This window comes from Caldifermentibacillus hisashii (assembly GCF_039654145.1).
In the GTDB taxonomy this organism is placed as follows: domain Bacteria; phylum Bacillota; class Bacilli; order Bacillales; family Caldibacillaceae; genus Caldifermentibacillus; species Caldifermentibacillus hisashii.
Genome location: NZ_CP155467.1, coordinates 1,271,053 through 1,287,274, shown reverse-complemented (window position 1 = coordinate 1,287,274; position 16,222 = coordinate 1,271,053). Strand labels below are relative to the sequence as shown.

General features: G+C 38.0%; 13 protein-coding genes. 3 read left to right on the top strand and 10 right to left on the bottom strand.

From position 1 onward, the window contains the following. Nucleotides 1–162: 162 nt before the first annotated feature. From addA to NSQ14_RS05995, 3 genes are read right to left on the bottom strand one after another with little or no spacing between them, the layout of a single operon-like run. Nucleotides 163–3,945: a helicase-exonuclease AddAB subunit AddA gene (gene addA, locus NSQ14_RS06005; protein WP_346216981.1), complete on the bottom strand. Its 3,783-nt coding sequence runs from the start codon at nucleotides 3,943–3,945 to the stop codon at nucleotides 163–165. Then, the gene (addB, locus tag NSQ14_RS06000) at nucleotides 3,942–7,412 is read right to left on the bottom strand and encodes a helicase-exonuclease AddAB subunit AddB (protein ID WP_346216980.1); all 3,471 of its coding nucleotides are present in this window, start codon (nucleotides 7,410–7,412) and stop codon (nucleotides 3,942–3,944) included. The genes addA and addB overlap by 4 nt, the downstream gene beginning before the upstream one ends. A gap of 53 nt (nucleotides 7,413–7,465) precedes the next feature. Beyond that, entirely contained in the window at nucleotides 7,466–8,101 is a 636-nt protein-coding gene (locus NSQ14_RS05995; RefSeq protein ID WP_034769077.1) for a TVP38/TMEM64 family protein, read from the bottom strand. Between the two features lie 425 nt (nucleotides 8,102–8,526). Between NSQ14_RS05995 and NSQ14_RS05990 the strand changes: the two genes are divergently transcribed. Next, entirely contained in the window at nucleotides 8,527–8,928 is a 402-nt protein-coding gene (locus NSQ14_RS05990; RefSeq protein WP_034769075.1) for a hypothetical protein, read from the top strand. On the opposite strand, the gene NSQ14_RS05985 is transcribed toward NSQ14_RS05990, so the two are convergent. After that, a complete protein-coding gene (locus NSQ14_RS05985; RefSeq protein ID WP_251242172.1) occupies nucleotides 8,862–9,479 on the bottom strand; it encodes a competence protein ComK in 618 nt (205 codons plus the stop codon). The genes NSQ14_RS05990 and NSQ14_RS05985 overlap by 67 nt on opposite strands. 237 nt (nucleotides 9,480–9,716) lie before the next feature. Here NSQ14_RS05985 and NSQ14_RS05980 point away from each other — a divergent pair, with 237 nt between their 5' ends. Next, nucleotides 9,717–9,953 (top strand): IDEAL domain-containing protein, encoded by a 237-nt coding sequence (locus NSQ14_RS05980; RefSeq protein WP_034769073.1) that lies wholly within the window; start codon nucleotides 9,717–9,719, stop codon nucleotides 9,951–9,953. Between the two features lie 170 nt (nucleotides 9,954–10,123). Here the strand turns inward: NSQ14_RS05980 and NSQ14_RS05975 are convergent, their stop codons facing one another. The 6 genes from NSQ14_RS05975 to NSQ14_RS05950 form a co-directional block, all read right to left on the bottom strand. Beyond that, a complete protein-coding gene (locus NSQ14_RS05975) occupies nucleotides 10,124–11,386 on the bottom strand; it encodes a M48 family metallopeptidase (RefSeq protein WP_052514558.1) in 1,263 nt (420 codons plus the stop codon). A 66-nt stretch (nucleotides 11,387–11,452) separates the two neighbouring features. Beyond that, the gene (locus NSQ14_RS05970) at nucleotides 11,453–11,758 is read right to left on the bottom strand and encodes an AzlD domain-containing protein (protein ID WP_034769071.1); all 306 of its coding nucleotides are present in this window, start codon (nucleotides 11,756–11,758) and stop codon (nucleotides 11,453–11,455) included. Continuing rightward, nucleotides 11,751–12,479, bottom strand: coding sequence for an AzlC family ABC transporter permease (locus NSQ14_RS05965; protein WP_346216979.1), 729 nt, complete (start codon nucleotides 12,477–12,479; stop codon nucleotides 11,751–11,753). Before NSQ14_RS05965 ends, NSQ14_RS05970 begins: the two co-directional genes overlap by 8 nt. Before the next feature lie 220 nt (nucleotides 12,480–12,699). Then, entirely contained in the window at nucleotides 12,700–13,713 is a 1,014-nt protein-coding gene (locus NSQ14_RS05960; protein WP_342014799.1) for an ABC transporter substrate-binding protein, read from the bottom strand. Nucleotides 13,714–14,012: 299 nt separating this feature from the next. Further along, nucleotides 14,013–15,008: a lipoate--protein ligase gene (locus NSQ14_RS05955; RefSeq protein ID WP_251242174.1), complete on the bottom strand. Its 996-nt coding sequence runs from the start codon at nucleotides 15,006–15,008 to the stop codon at nucleotides 14,013–14,015. A 12-nt stretch (nucleotides 15,009–15,020) separates the two neighbouring features. Continuing rightward, on the bottom strand, nucleotides 15,021–15,755 hold the full coding sequence (locus NSQ14_RS05950; RefSeq protein WP_041846023.1) for an MBL fold metallo-hydrolase: 735 nt from the start codon (nucleotides 15,753–15,755) through the stop codon (nucleotides 15,021–15,023). A gap of 257 nt (nucleotides 15,756–16,012) precedes the next feature. On the opposite strand from NSQ14_RS05950, the gene yhfH reads away from it, so the two are divergent. Further along, nucleotides 16,013–16,150, top strand: coding sequence for a protein YhfH (gene yhfH, locus NSQ14_RS05945; RefSeq protein WP_072012652.1), 138 nt, complete (start codon nucleotides 16,013–16,015; stop codon nucleotides 16,148–16,150). The last annotated feature ends 72 nt before the right edge of the window (nucleotides 16,151–16,222 follow it).

Genomic DNA, 16,222 nt, shown 5'->3' with positions numbered 1-16,222 from the left:
CCCCCCACTGATTGTTAGTTGAACCAATCGGACACATGCGGCCATCCCGTCCCCACCTATCTTCTTTGTAAACTCGAAAATCTTGAGGTGAGGGTCTTGGACCGCCTTTTAGGTGAAATAAAAACCCGTACAGGTTATTTATGTATCCTGTACGGGTGTATTTCACTTAACCGGCAATATATGGCCACCGTCAAAAAAGTATAAGTATGCATCCGTTACGGGAACTGCCAATATGGTTTCAACCGCTCTCCGATATAAATCGATTTGTGTTTGATAACGTTGTAATAATACCGGCTTTGCTTCATCATACCCCTTTGTAAATCGGTCACTGATTTGATCCGTTTTATAATCGACCAAAACAAGACCGGATTTATCTTTAAATAAACAATCAATGATCCCTTGAACAAAAACCGGGTCATCCCCTTCCGACCAATCGGGATAAATTTCTTTCGGGTGTACAGTAAAGCTGAACGGAACTTCTCGTTTCACCCAGTCGGCCGCCAATATTCTTTGCCCTAAATCTGAATGATAAAATTGAACAATCTCTTCCAGATGAATCATATTTGCCTCATCTTCTGTCAGCAATTCTTTCTCTTGCATATAAAAAATTTGGTTTGTTAACGATTCGACAGTTGGCATCCTGCGTAAATCAATATGTTGCATGACTAAGTGCATGGCTGTTCCCTTTTCTGCAGGAGTCAACGTCTTTTCCTGCATAAACTTGGGCCTTTTTGTAATAGGCTTTTTAAACGGTCGGATTAGTTCTTCACCACTATATTCATCACGTATTTCTTTCAGTCGTTTGATTTCCGAGACAGATTGTTTGCTGCGATGCACGGTTGCCGCTTGGTAGCGATATTGCCAGTTCAACTGATGAGAAATTTGCTCTTTATATGCAGACTCAACAGGAACCAACTCTCCCTGTTTCACAAAAGTTAAGAAATGATCACCGGCATTTTCTCCATTTTCTGTACTTACCAATTGTTGACTTGGTATCAAATGAATCTTCCATTGGGACGAATGGTTAACAATTTCCTGTACAGTTTCATTATCCAAACGGTCGGACGAGTGTAAACGCAATTCCTCCCCATCGCGATGGCGGATTAAGGCCGGACCGATCCAGTCCAAATAATTTTTACTTTCCATACGATCAAAATCATTTAATAACCAATTTGTTTCTTCCAGATACTTTTGCCATTTAGCCAGTAATTTTTCTTTGTTTTTGCTTGAGGCAATGAGATAAAGTTTTTCCTTTGCCCGTGTCATGGCAACATAAAGCACACGCATTTCTTCCGCTACTAATTCAAGCCGTTTTTTTCTTTGCAGAGCCATTTGAAACAGAGACGGGTAGACAATTTGCTTTTCCGGATTGATATATTCCGTTGCAAATCCATATTCCTTATCGAATAAGTAACGTTTAGTCAAATCCTTCATATTAAATTTCCTAGCAAGACCGGCAATGAATACGACCGGAAATTCTAATCCCTTACTGCTGTGAATCGTCATGATCCGGACGACATCTTCTTTTTCCCCTAAACTTCTCGCAACCCCGAGATCATCACCACGCTCTTGCATTCGTTCAATAAAGCGCAAAAACCGGAACAAACCGCGAAAAGAAGTCGATTCATATTGCCGTGCCCGATCATATAAAGCACGCAGATTCGCTTGTCGCTGTCTTCCCCCGGGTAAACCGCCGACATAATCGTAAAAGTAGGTATCTCGGTACAATTGCCAGATTAAATCAGATAAAGAACCTTGCCTTGCTTGCGTACGCCATTTTTTCAACTGGGAAAAGAACAGATTTAACTTGTAAATAATTGATTCCTCAAATTCATTTTTTCCTCTTATCCGTTCAAATTTTTTTGCCGCTTCATAAAAGCTCACCTTTCGATCAATGATTCGAATCCGGGAAAGCTCTTCTTCATGTAATCCGACAATCGGTGAGCGAAGAACTGAAACTAACGGAATATCTTGATAGGGATTGTCAATAACTTTCAATAAAGCAAGCATAATCGACACTTCGGAAGCTTGAAAATATCCTCCCGCCAGCTCTGCATAGGCGGGTATACCGTATTCCTTCAGTGTTTCCATAAATTGCGGTGCCCAAGTAAAGGAACGAAGCAAAATAACAATATCCCGGTATTGAAGCGGTCGATACATTTTTTTCTTTGCATCATAAACTTGTTTTTCACTATCGATGAGCTCCCGGATCTTTTTCGCTACAAATCGGGATTCCATTTCCGATTGTTGTAATTCTTCTTCTGTAAATGAAACCGTCTCAGTGTCATGGTCCTCTGTTTTATCCTCATTCTTCTCCAATTGATCCTCTTCATCATCCTCTCGATAAAGAATTGTCAGTTCAACGGGATAGGGCTCATCTTCCGGATAGGCGGCACCTTTTTTCAATTCTGCCGCTTCATCATATTCAATTTCTCCGACTTGAACCCCCATTATTTGTTTAAACAAAAAGTTCGTTGCATCCAAAATTTCCTGTCTGCTGCGAAAATTTTGCGCTAAATCAATCCGAAGACCATGGTCTATTCCATCATGGGTAAAAGATAAATATTTTTGTAAAAATAGATTCGGCTCAGCTAACCGAAACCGGTATATAGACTGTTTAACATCCCCGACCATAAATAGATTTCCATTTTCTTCCGTAGGTTTTTTCACCAATTGAAGGATGGTTTCTTGCACCATATTCGTATCTTGATATTCATCAATAAAAACTTCTTTGAACTGCTTCTGATAGGCAAGGGCTGCCTCGGTCGGCCGAAGAATACCGGATTCATCCGTTTGTCCAAGTATTCGAAGCGCAAAATGTTCAAGGTCAGAAAAATCAACAACGGCTTTTTCTCTCTTCAACGAATCAAATTTTTCTGCAAAAGATTTAACTAGGCGAACCAATGTCTCAACCGGTTGTTTCATTTCCTGCATATCTTTTAAAAATGTTTCCGGTTTTCTGGAGAACAAGTCCACTTGTAATTTTTGAATGATTTTTTTCCCTTGATCCCGTAAGTTTTTCGACTCCTCTATCAGTTCAGGAATGAATTCATCACCTCTGCATGATTTAAGAGTCGTAAACTTAATGTTTTGAAAAATATCATAAAGAGCTTGAAATGATTCATTTTTCGCACGGATAATTGAATCCAAAAGCAATAAATCACTTTCGAAATTTTCCGCACGTTTATACGGTCCACCCGGTACTTTCGTCAGTTCCAAACCTTTCTCAAAAAAACTTTTGGCTTCATTTAGTTGCAGTTCTAAATCAAATAATAGCGGCTTGATAAACGGAAGATCTTCCACCGATTGCCCTTCTTTAATATCATAATTGGCAACTAAATCATCAAGCCATTTGTCTGGATTTGGATTGGCTCGGGAAAATTCGTATAATCTCAAAATTAAATCTTGTAAAGCGACGTCACTGCGGTCATTGGTATACATATCGACAACTTTGAAAAACGCCTCATTATTTTCCTTACCGTACTCTTCTTCCAACAGGCTTTCAATTGCTTCGTCCTTAAGCAATATCCCTTCTGTTTCATCAAGGATACGAAACCCCGGATCAATATCGATTAAATAATAATATTTTCGGACAATTTCTAAACAAAATGCGTGCAAGGTTGATATTGTTGCATGATTCAATAGGTTTAATTGTCTCCGTAAATGCACGGAATCGGGACGGGCCGCGATTTCCTTTTCAAGAGCAATGCCGACGCGATGACGCATTTCCGCAGCAGAAGCGTTCGTAAACGTGGCAACAAGTAATTCATCAACATTTATCGGGTTTTCTTCATCAAGAATTCGCTGAATAATTCTCTCGACAAGAACGGCCGTCTTTCCTGAACCCGCTGCCGCAGCCACTAATATATCTCTGTCTCTTGCATGGATTGCCTTCCACTGGTCATCTGTCCAAATGGCCTCGGCCGGTTTTTGTGGTATATTCAAGATTTCACAACCTCCTTAACCCGCTCCATTGCATTCTCATTATTTAGTGAAGGTAATATTCGATAATTATTTTCCTTTAACGTCTGATCAAACTGGCAAACAGATTTAAACGGGCAATAGGTACAAGGAACTCGATCATCCATTTTATAGGGCGCAATATCGACATTCCCTTCGACGATTTCATTCCCGGTCTTTTCAAATACTTGCCTTACATATTGCCGCAAATGGGAAAAGTCTTCCTTATTTGCTACTTTTGAACGAGCTGTTAGCGTACCATCTGTCTTTAAACCTGCGGAAATAATCTTTGAATCCCCACGCTCCAATGTTTGGTCCATCATCCGAACAACTTCCGGATCCGCTAAAACTAATCCGGTCATCTTGAAATCTTTAAAAATTAACTCTTCTATTTCCTCTATTGTCAATAACTTCTTACTTTTAATAATTGGATTGTGGATGTGGAAATATAGGACACCGGCCGGGTCAGCTTTTGTACCGACGAGCTGTTCTGAGTAGCGAACCAATATATCCAAGTACGTAAGCATTTGTAAAGCAAGGCCGTAATACACTTCCCCGATGTTTAAATCATGACTGCTCGATTTATAATCAATGATTCTTAAAAAGACACCATTTTCGTTCTCTGCCTTATCTATTCGGTCGATTCGTCCAGCTAATGCCATTTTCATTCCATTCTTTAATTGAAACAAAACCGGTGGAAGATCTCCGTTTGGTCCGAATGATAATTCCATACGATACGGAACAAATTTGCTTGATTTTGCCTGTTCCTCAATGACTTCGGTCGCGCGTAAAATAACCCGTTCCAACTTCCGCAATAAATACTGATGGCGATTGGAGCTTAATAAAATTTCGTTTTGCAACTTCGGAGCGAGATATGTAACCGCATCAGCAACCAATGCCCGGATTTGTCTTTTTGTTAATTTTCCCCAAGACAAATTTTCCTTCATTACCTGATCTCCGACATATTTCAGTGCACTGTGAAACATCTCACCGATATCCGGTGCATCAAGGCGGTAAATCTTTCTTTCTTGTAAACGAAGACCATGGGACATAAAATGTGAAAACGGACAGCGGTTAAACATTTCCATTCTTGAAATGCTCCCATTTATTTCTTCCCCGTAGAGATCTTTAACCGTAGATGCTGAGAGCCGTTTTGCTTTATTTTCATAAAATAAACTTGAGAGTACCTTTACAGCCGAGTCTCTGTCCCTGCCGGTCATCAACAGGTTATATCCGTCCCACCAAATCGCATCAATAGGTTCATGACGTTTGTAAGCTTGTAACTGGTACGTTACATGTGTTAGTGCCTGCTTCCGGTTTAATAAAAATTCAAGTTGTTCTTCCGTTGGTAATTCACTTACCTCATTTCCAAAAAATAAATGGTTTCCATTCGGGAACATTTCTCCCAAACGTTTTAAATACGGTGAAGGGATTAACGCTTTCCCTTCTTCATTTGCTAACGGATAACTAAGGAATAAAAGTTCCGCCGGAGTCGTAAATGCCTTATAAGCGATAAATTCTTCGTCCAGCAAGCGCATTTTATTGGTAGGAGCGAGCGTTAAACCGGATGAGAGCAGTTTTTCCCTTTCCTCATCGGTCAAAATACCATCCTCCTGAAATTTCATCGGCATAATTCCGTCAATCATACCGATGACAAACGCAGCCTTAATGTCTGATAGTCTTGATAATTCCAAGTCGGCAATGACCACTTGATCAATCGCAGGAGGAACTAAAGAAAAATGTAGGGATTCAAGGCCCGCTTCAATGATTTCGGAAAACTGTTTAATCGATAGTTCTTTATCTCCTAATATTTCAACATATTCATCTAGTAATTGGAGAACTCCGTCCCAGGCTTGTCCATGTTCACGACTTAGCATTAATTTCCCGTTTTCCTCGGCATCTTGCTGCATTTTTTCCAATTTAGCAGGTATATCAAGCTCCTCTAAATATAAAAACAAAGCGGTACAAAGCTCTTTGCCGTTCTTTGCTTTCTTCAATCTGCCTGCTAAACGGTTAATCGGAGCGGCGATCATCAAACGGGATTCATTCAATTCTTGCTCAAACTGTTTTTCTTCATCGGTTTGAGGAAAATCCCGATCCAGTCCGCTAATCCTCCGATAGCGCCAGCGTTCTTTCCGCGTCCACTTGTCCCCTTGAATACCGTATGCCAAGCAATAATTTTCAAGTCGGTCCATTTTTTCCCGCATGACATGAATATTTGCATTTAATGGAAAAAGCAAGTCGGTTTTAACCGCACGAAAAACAGGATCATAGCGCCAATAGCTCGTTATAATTTCCAAAGATGAACGAATAAATTCGATTAACGGGTGGTTTAGCATCGGTCGCTTTTGATCAATATAATAAGGTATTTCGTAATCATGGAAAATCGTCTCAAACAGTTCTTGGTAATTTTGACCGTTTCGGACAAGAACGGCGATGTCTTTATATCTGTACCCTCGATCGCGAACGAGGGCAACAATTTTCCTCCCGATTCCTTCAATTTCCGCCCTTGCGTTAGTAGCTTCACAAAAGTAAATATTGGCATCCTTTGTAAATGGTTGAACCGGGAGCGCTTCATAATATTTTTCAAGATGGGCAAGTGATTCATCTTGAAAACGTACTGATTGATTTAAAGCGACATCTTCCTCTACTTCAATTCCGTTAATCCTGGCAATCTCATAAACGGTCGCATAGGTTTCTCCCGTCATTCGGAACAAATGAAATTCTCCCGGTAAACTTTCACGATAAGTTCTTTCACCATTTAAGGCAATTGTCACCCTCCTTGCACTTTTAAGCAACTGTTCGATGACTAAATATTCCTGTGGGGTGAAACTGTAAAACCCGTCGATAAAAACTTCGGCATCCTTTAGTGTTTCTGATTCCTTAATTTTTTCAGCCAAAAGCATTAAATAATCTTCTGAAGCTAAGTATTTTTGCTTAATTGTATTTTCAAATTGCTCATAAATCAGCTCTAGGTCATGAATTTTTCCTTCCAGTGTCGGTTCATTGGAAATGGTTTCGAGCTCATTATTTAGTTCCGATGGGGTAATACAGTATCTCTTAAATTCTGTCACTATTTTTTCCAGATGATCAATAAACCCTTTTTTTTCGGCACTTTGTTTGAAAACAAGGAACTTTTCTTTGTTTTCATTAACAATTTTCCGAATTAACATATTTAAACCGGTCGTACTGATATGTAGCCGGGTAATCCCGCCTGTTTCTTGAAGGATTCGCCAGGCAAGTCGGGTAAAGCTATATACTTGCAATCGAATCATACCTTTAAGATCCGGTTGCGACACCATTTTATATTCAGTTAAAAATGTCATTTGGTCCGGGACAATCAAAAAGATTGGTTTCCCGTCAGGTTTTTGTTGCAATGATTCCTTCATTTCATTTAACAAGAAAGTTGTTTTTCCACTGCCGGAACGACCTCTAACAAATCGCAGTGACATCCGCATCTGCCTCCTTACATAACTTTAAACGACATTTTCAGAAAGAGCCTCGATTATTCGTCTTGCTCACCCTTTTCCCTTGATTTCAAATTCGAGATTCGATCCGATTCTATTTTTTTATCCAGATGGGCCTCAATTCGCTTACCAATATACCAGAGAATGACAATCACAATCCCTAGTATAATCGTCTTTTTTGGATTATGGATTAATGACGGGATATCATGTCCGATATAGCTGATACTAAAAATCATGACCATTTTCCCTGCTAATACCGCCACACCATATTGATAAATACTTATTCTCGATAAACCGGCGACAATATTCACGACTGCAGAAGGTGTAAACGGAAAACACATTAACAGGAATAAAGGTCCGAATCCATGCCTGTCCACCCAGTCTACAAGTCTTTTCACTTGTTTATGATTTTTTAAAAACGCTAAAAACCGTTTCTGTCCATATTTCCGAACAATTGAGAAAACAATCAACGCACCGGTACATGCACCAATCCATGAAAACAAAAAACCCCATCCCAACCCGAATGCACTTGCATTGGCAGTCACAAATACGAATAAAGGTAAAAAAGGTAAGAAGGCTTCAATTATCGGTAAAACCAGTCCGGGTATTGGACCAAAAGAACGGTAATCTTGAATTAATTCCATAAGGTTTTCTTGCATATTCGAAAAATCCATATAAAATCTCCCTTGGTCAGATTACAAGCAGTATGATGAAACCCTTCAGTGTTTTTTAGAAAATTATATCATAAAATATGACCAAAATAGAAAGATCAAAAAATCCTTTTATTTTATTTTACCATTTGTTAATAAAACCAATTATATCATTGGAAAAGGATGATTTGAATTTTCCGGATTTTAGCCGGTTTTGTAAAGAAAACTCGGCGATTGCCGAGCCTTTAGGCGAAAGCAGAGCCGTAGTTGCACTTATACTTAATTCTTAAAATTTCCAACTACGTCGAATTCGCTTCTTTGCTGGAAATTTATACTTTCTTAACGTATAAAAAAAGAGAGGGATTTCAGTAATAGCGGTTTGCATTTTAGAAGAAATTTTAATAAGATATTCGTATATACGAACTTTTGTTCTTGAGGAGGAAGGGAAAATGACAAGGATTCCTTCAGAAAGCAGGGATTTATTAGAAAAAGCCATTTATTACCCAATGTTAATTAAAGTATTGGAAAAAGATTTATCTGTATTTAAAAGCAGTCCGTTCAAACTGCCGAATCCATATATTGAACTAGTCGAACACATATTAAATCTTGTCCATAAAGAATTATATTATGTAAAAAGAGAGTTAAAAAAGCAAGGGATGAAAGTACAAAAAACGAAATGGGATGATACATTTACGACTTACCTGTTCATTTACAAGGGGTATGAAGAATATCACAGTTATTTCAATCCGCGATTACGTAATTACGTTGAAAGTTTATTGACAAATTATTTATTTAAACGATTTGACGACCAATATGATCGTCCAAAAGGCTCGTCCAAAGATACGTCATAATGACTTCTTCTTTCCATTGCCTCAAGCCCTTGTTCAAACCTTTGATACAAAATTTGTCTGTTTCTTTCAGCTTGAATAAATCTTGGGTCAATTTTTGTTTTTAACAATGCCGTTCTTAACATTTGCTTATCAAAAGATCCGCATGACATCGGAACTTGAAGCCTCATTTTATTAGTAAAAATAACTTCCGTATTCAGACTTCCCGCATTATTATAGGCCAGAACATGACTGTGGGAAATCCACATACAATGCCGTTGTTTCGGGGATGCAGTCGGAAAAAAGTAAATGGATTGAATCGGATCAATGACGATGGGCGGTTTATGTGTGACACCAATTAACTCCTTTGTCCCTTCTTTTCTTCCTTCAAAACTGGAAGCATATAAATGACAACTTTTCTTTATAACTTCCATGGGACTGTACGGAATCAACACTTCTCCATCTGTTTTTAATACCCTTGAATATAATTTGCTGCCATACTGCTCGGGGATGATGGCCATGATCATTGAATCAAATTGAAATTCAAAACATGTTTTTACCACTTTCTTCGACATAATTTCCTCCTTTTTATTTTAAGCACACATACAATTTTATTTTATCATGATTTTTCTATATAGTCCATAGACATTTTGTATTTTTATAAATAAATATAACAATCACCATTTAAAACTTTTTCTGAACATTAGATAAAATAGGTTGAGTTTTTACCCATTTACGAATATAATGTTACTAATAATTATTTTTCGTCGGCTGAAGTCTAAGGGAAGTAAAAAATGAGGGGAGGAAACGTTATGAAAAGGGAAAATTCTTTTGCTGAATTGACAAAAGCATCATTAGAGAATACACAACAAAAGGATAAATTTATTCAATCGGTCTACATCGATTTGTTAATTCAAGAAGCTCTTTTAAAGGAAAAGAGAAGAGTGATTAAAGAAAAAATTGATGAAGCAATTGATCAATGTGATAGAGAATCATTTTTCCTTCTTGCAAAACAATTGACAGAAATAGAAGAACAATTAAATGCTTAGCTTAAGTTTTACAAGCAACCTTCTAACTGCTGTTTTAGCAGTTTTTTTCTGGGTCTTCGTTTCCCCCATCCAGTTTAAACCACCGATAATGAAGCTTTGCGACAAAATCAATTCCAGTAAAAAGTTAAGGCCCGGACCTTTTCTTTTGCCCGGACCCTGAATAACAGCATCTACTTATTTTGCTCATATGTTTCAATCATTTCAATCCGCTCCTTCATGGTCGGATGGCCATATCGAAACCATTTCACAAGTTTCGGTGGATTTACTTGACTAAGTCCTGCTCTTGTTAATTCATGAAAAGTTGAAATCCCTGCATCGACATCTCTTGTCATTTCAATGGCATAACGGTCGGCTCGTTCTTCTTGATAACGACTGACGGCATTGGATATCGGGCTTGCTGCAAAGGACAAGACCGATAAAATAAGTAAAATAAGCGGTAAAGAAGAAAGTTTTGTTTTGTCAGAAATCCTCAATATCCCGCCATATTTATCACATAAAACGTCCAACAATTTTGCCGTTATAAATAACCCTGCCAATAATAACAATAGAGTACCGGCAATCCCGAAATAAATATGTTTTTCCACATAATGGGCCATCTCATGAGCCATGATAAACAAAATTTCCTCGTCATCTAATTTCGTTAATGTTGTATCCCATAAGACAATTCGCGAATTCGAACCGATTCCTGTCACATAGGCATTGAGCGTATTTGTTTTTTCCGACATATTTACTTCATAGACATGCTCTGCGGGGATATCCGCCTTAGCTGCCAACGAAAGAATTTTATCTTCCAAAGCCTTGTCTTTTAACGGATAAAAGTCATTGTATAAAGGATCAATGATAACCGGCTGGATAAACATCATAAATACTGTAAATGGTATGGAGAGAAACCAAGCATATAACCACCAGCGTTTTTCACTTTTCCTGATTAACCAATACAGGAATGTGACGATAATAAATAAAAACACCCATTCAATCCAAAAGTCAATTAGTTGATCCCGCATCCAACCATGGAACGTTTCATTCGAAAGACCGTAACTTTTTGATAACCGGTAGCCGACAAATCCCAGTGGAAAAAAGAATAAAAAAGAAGCAAAGGATAAACAAAAGGTGAAAATCGCACTTTTAAACAGCCATCTTTTTGAAGTTGATTCTGCCCATTTTTCAAAAACTTTTCCAATTCCAAGCAGTAAAATGAGCAAATAAAACAGCCATTCATACGGAATTCCCAAGAAAAACAAAAGATTCCGGATATTTGAATATTGCTCGGACAAGACCAGTTCTTCTCCAGTAAGGAAGGTTGCCGGATCTACTGCGGTTCCAATTTCATCCGCCGACAGCGCTCCCGTGTTCCAATTAAATAAATACAAATAAAGAAAACCGATAAATAAAACATAACATGTCAAAAAGATGAGGATTATTTTCTTTCTCAACCTATTCACCAACCATTTGTTAGTATCCCACTTTTGTATGTTCCCCTTGTTTTTCTAAATTAAAAATTAAAAATAAAAAGAAACGACAGACAATGCAAAGATTGACCCGATTACGACAACAACAACATTCGAGAAAAAAGAGGCAAAGGTAAAAGCAATCGCCGCACCAACAACCCCGAACCAGATGTCCTCATGAATAAAAAATACGCCTGGGAATATGAGTGCACCAAGAATCGCATAAGGGACGTTTTGCAGGATATTTTGCAAAAACACGGGTAGTTGCAATTTTTGTAAGATAACAAGGGGAATCATTCTCGGAATGTACGTAGCCAGTCCCATTCCAATAATCATCCAAACAATTTGGCTATTCACTCGGTCCATCCTCCTTCCCTTTCTTCAACAGAATAATGAGTTCAACAAGGCATGACGAAATTAATGTTGAACAAACAATTGCCCAACCCGTTGACAAAACTTCCGTCATAACAAATAAACTATTAAATAAGGCAGCAACTGTTGCGAGAAAGACAACTTTCCTACTCCCTTTCATCGACGGCACTAACAGCCCGATGAACATTGCATAAAGCGCAATCGACATTCCTTCTTGAAAAAGTTCAGGAAGACTGGCACCAACAATATAGCCTACACCGGAAAAACAAACCCAGCTACTATAAGCTATGAACGTTAGTCCAAACATATAACCAGTTGTCAATTTTTCTTTCTGAACCGCTGTGACAGAAAAAGTTTCATCAGTGATACCGAAAGCATAAAGCGCCTTTTTGATCGGTTTGTCTTGCTCTACTTTTTCGTTTAACGATGCACTCATCAACAAGTGACGAATATTAACGATGAACGTCGTCAAAATAATTTCAATGACTCCAATCTGTTTAGAAATCATATCCAGAGACATATATTGGGATGCACCCGCATAAACAATGAGGCTCATTAAAATGGTTTCACCCAGAGTCAGCCCCGTTGTTTTGGCAATAAACCCATATGTAATTGCAACCGGCATATACCCGATGGCAATTGTAGCACCGCCTTGTAAACCAAGTTTAAATTGGTTTGCAGGTTTATCCAATACATTCGTTTCCAAAACAACCCCTCCTAAAATCCACATGTAACAAAAAGAACACAAAACAAGTTTGTATTTCAAAAGATTACTAGAATATATGACCATGAAATAATAAAGGAGTACAGACATATATGACTGACTCCGTTATTATAGATTGCTATACAATATATTTGGTGAAACTTCAATCCATGCTCTATGGATTGCCCATTAAACCAATTTGGTACGCTTCTTCTTCACGATATCATTCAACATATTCCGCCAATTCATCCCATTCCGGCTTTAATTGAATCCCCATTTCTTTAGCAGCAGTTTTGTTAATAACCAGCTTCAATTTTTGCGGATATTGGGCAGGAAGTTCACTAGGTTTCTTCCCATTCATTAAAATTTGAATTGCAAGTTGTCCGGCTTCATAACCGATATCGGCATAGTCAAAACCGTATGCAGCAAATCCACCCCGTTTAACGGAGTCCAATTCTCCGACAAATAATGGAATATCCTTGCTCTGGGCAACTTGTATGACGGATTCTAATCCCGAAACAACCGTGTTATCTGTAACAATATATATCACATCAACATTGTCAACAAGTGCATCTGCAGCTTGCTTAACTTCAGAAGTATTAGCCACAATTTTTTCGACCAATTGTAAATCAGTACCTTTTATCGCTTTTTTCATTTCATCGATTTGTTTCACTGAATTTTGTTCACCGGCATTATAAATTGTTCCGACTTTTTTTACATCCATTTGTTCATCAATAAATTTAATTGTATTCGGAATCGAGTCGGGATGCATATCTGCCGTTCCCGTCACATTTCCTCCGGGTGATTCCATTGATTTTACTAATTCAGCTCCAATCGGGTCGGTTACCGAGGTAAATACGATTGGAATATCGCTTGTCGCACCCGCAGCTGCCTGAGCGCTTGGTGTTGCATTGGCAAAAATTAAGTCAACCCCGCTGTTAACAAGATTTTGTGCCACGGTTTTGGCATTATTCGGATCATTTTGAGCGTTTTGCTCATCATATTTCACCTTTAACCCTGATTCTTTCAATGCTTTTTTAAACCCTTCCGTTGCCGCATCCAAAGACGGGTGATTCACATATTGGCTGATTCCAATTGTATATGTTTCTCCTCCTCCACTTTTCGAATTTGAGCCGCCGTTTCCACCGGATGAAGACTCTTTATTTGACGTGCAACCTGCAAGAATTAACAGACTCGCAAGCAAGATGAAAGAAACACTTTTTCTCAACTTCCCCATTAACCATTTCCCTCCAAAGTAGTTTATCTGATTAGCACCAAAAAACGTTTGACGGAAATTTTATGCAAAATCCGCCATTCGTACAACCCCAAATATTATCCTTTGCGTGTAAGCTTTACAGTTTTGGTGTTAACCATTATATTCAAAAAACAAATTAGTAATAAATTAATTATAATTGCAAAAATTTATGTGTCAAGTATTTTCTAATGCAAGCTGATAGATTCCTCTCCACACAACCGCTGAGAGTAGAGAAAGGCTGTCCAAAAAGGAAAGTCAACACTTTGGACAGCCTTTGAAAATCAGTATATTAAATTTAAGAAATCTTCCATTTCGATATTGCCAAAGTAATACTTTATATCTATATCTTTTAATGCGTCTTGTAAGGCAGATTTATTATAGCGAACGTTTTTCAATTTTGTTTCAATATCCGCTACATCCCCCCAGCCAAAGAAATCCCCGTAAATTTTCACATTTTGAATACTGCCTTTATCAACTTGTAAACGAACATCAATGGTACCAACCGGGAAACGTTTTGAATTTTGAATATTGGATTTCGGTGATTTTCCGTAATTCCATTCCCATGTTTGATATTTCAATTTTGATAATTCCTCGATGTTTTTCCAATCTTCATCCGTCAGTACGTATTCTTTAATTTCACTGCCTTCCGCTTCAAATACATTTTCTAAAATAAACTGTTTAAACTCTTCAATCGTCATTTGCCGATCAATAAATTCGGAAATATTACCGACCCGAGCACGAACAGATTTAACACCTTTGGATTCAATTTTTTCCTTTTTCGGTTTCAATGCTTTTGTGACATTATCCAAATTGGAGTTTAACATCAAAGTTCCGTGGGTGTACATTCTGCCGCCCGTTGCAAATTGGGCAGTACCGGAAACTTTGCGACCGTCGATTTCAATATCGTTTCTCCCCATCAATTCTGCATTGGCACCTAGTTTTCGTAACGCATCAATTACCGGTTTCGTAAATTTTTTGAAATTATCTTGGATGCTATTGCCTTCATCTTTCGTAATAAAACTGTAATTTAAGTTGCCTAAATCGTGGTATACCGCACCACCGCCGCTCATTCGACGGACCACTTTAATATCATTTGCCTCAACGTACTCGGTATTAATTTCTTCAATCGTATTTTGATTACGACCGATGATAATTGACGGCCCGTTTACATAAAAAAGTAAATAAGACTCATTGATATCTAAATTTCTTAATATGTACTCCTCAATGGCCAGATTCATTTGCGGGTCATTTATTCCTTTATTATCAACGTACAGCATGTAAGACTCCTCCTATATCGTCCATATATCCCCAAGTTTGGCCAAGTGAATTGGTCCCTTGTATCGTTCACCGGCCTCCGAAACTAATTGTTCAAGATTGCCATAATGAGGCAAATGAGTCAAAATCAGTCTTTGGACTTGCGCTTGATCGGCTAATTTTCCTACATCCCTACTGTTCATATGGCCGGCTCTACTGCCATCCATGTTACCATAAAAATTACATTCGGACAAAAGAAGCGCTGCATCTTTTGCAAAATCGATAAATGCTTCTTGAAAAGCACTGTCACCGGTAAACACAAATACCTTTCCATCCGCTTCAATTCGGAATGAGAAGCACGGAACGGGATGGACAGTGCGTAAAAAACGGATCGAAAAAGGACCGATTTTCAACTCATTTTCCGGATCATAAGCTATCCCGATTGTAATATCTTTATAAGAAAGCTTTGCAAATGATTCCTTATCAAAATCGTGACCATAGATAGGAAGTGTTTTTTTATTCCCGGTCAAGTACATGTCAATTAAAAGTGCGTGTTGTAGTACACCAATATCGGCGTTATGATCGGGATGATAGTGGCTAATGATACAAGCATCAAGATCAGTTGGTTTTATATATTGTTGAAGTTTTGACAATACCCCGCTTCCACAATCTATTAAAAGATTGAAATCGTCATGCTCTAATATGTACCCGGCACTCGCTTCATTCACTTTCGGATACCCGCCCCACGGACCAATAATGGTTAATTTCAAAAAAGATACCTCCTATACCAAGTATTCTAAAATTCACTATACTACATTATTCGAACTATTTCCTAATCTAAAGGTTCTTTTTAACGTCGACAAAATTACCGTAGTGGCTACCCATCTATCTACCACACATTACCCCAAATCTTTCGATAACAAATTTTGACTCGCGGATAGAATAAATAATTTGTTTTAATACACAGTTGCATTTTTCGTCTTGTTATAATACAATGGTAATACAAATTAAAAAAGGGGCGATTCAAATGATTTTAAGTATTCTCGAATTTTTCCAAAACCTACCTTCAAAGTATTGCCAAAAATGCGGCGAAGAAATTGAGGAACAACATGAATGTTATGGAAATGTTTGCCATAAATGCATCGGCTTAAAAGATATGGACTAATCTTAAAATAATCAGAAAACAGGCAAAGTTAAAAGGTAAACTTATAAGTGGAACACTAAAAAGCTGTCTCAT

Excerpts from the sequence above, each read along its gene's own strand:
- addB (WP_346216980.1), bottom strand. The coding sequence starts at position 7,412 with ATGTCACTGCGATTTGTTAGAGGTCGTTCCGGCAGTGGAAAAACAACT.
- NSQ14_RS05995 (WP_034769077.1), bottom strand. The coding sequence starts at position 8,101 with ATGGATTTTTCGAATATGCAAGAAAACCTTATGGAATTAATTCAAGAT.
- NSQ14_RS05990 (WP_034769075.1), top strand. The coding sequence starts at position 8,527 with ATGACAAGGATTCCTTCAGAAAGCAGGGATTTATTAGAAAAAGCCATT.
- NSQ14_RS05985 (WP_251242172.1), bottom strand. The coding sequence starts at position 9,479 with ATGTCGAAGAAAGTGGTAAAAACATGTTTTGAATTTCAATTTGATTCA.
- NSQ14_RS05980 (WP_034769073.1), top strand. The coding sequence starts at position 9,717 with ATGAAAAGGGAAAATTCTTTTGCTGAATTGACAAAAGCATCATTAGAG.
- NSQ14_RS05960 (WP_342014799.1), bottom strand. The coding sequence starts at position 13,713 with ATGGGGAAGTTGAGAAAAAGTGTTTCTTTCATCTTGCTTGCGAGTCTG.
- NSQ14_RS05955 (WP_251242174.1), bottom strand. The coding sequence starts at position 15,008 with ATGCTGTACGTTGATAATAAAGGAATAAATGACCCGCAAATGAATCTG.
- yhfH (WP_072012652.1), top strand. The coding sequence starts at position 16,013 with ATGATTTTAAGTATTCTCGAATTTTTCCAAAACCTACCTTCAAAGTAT.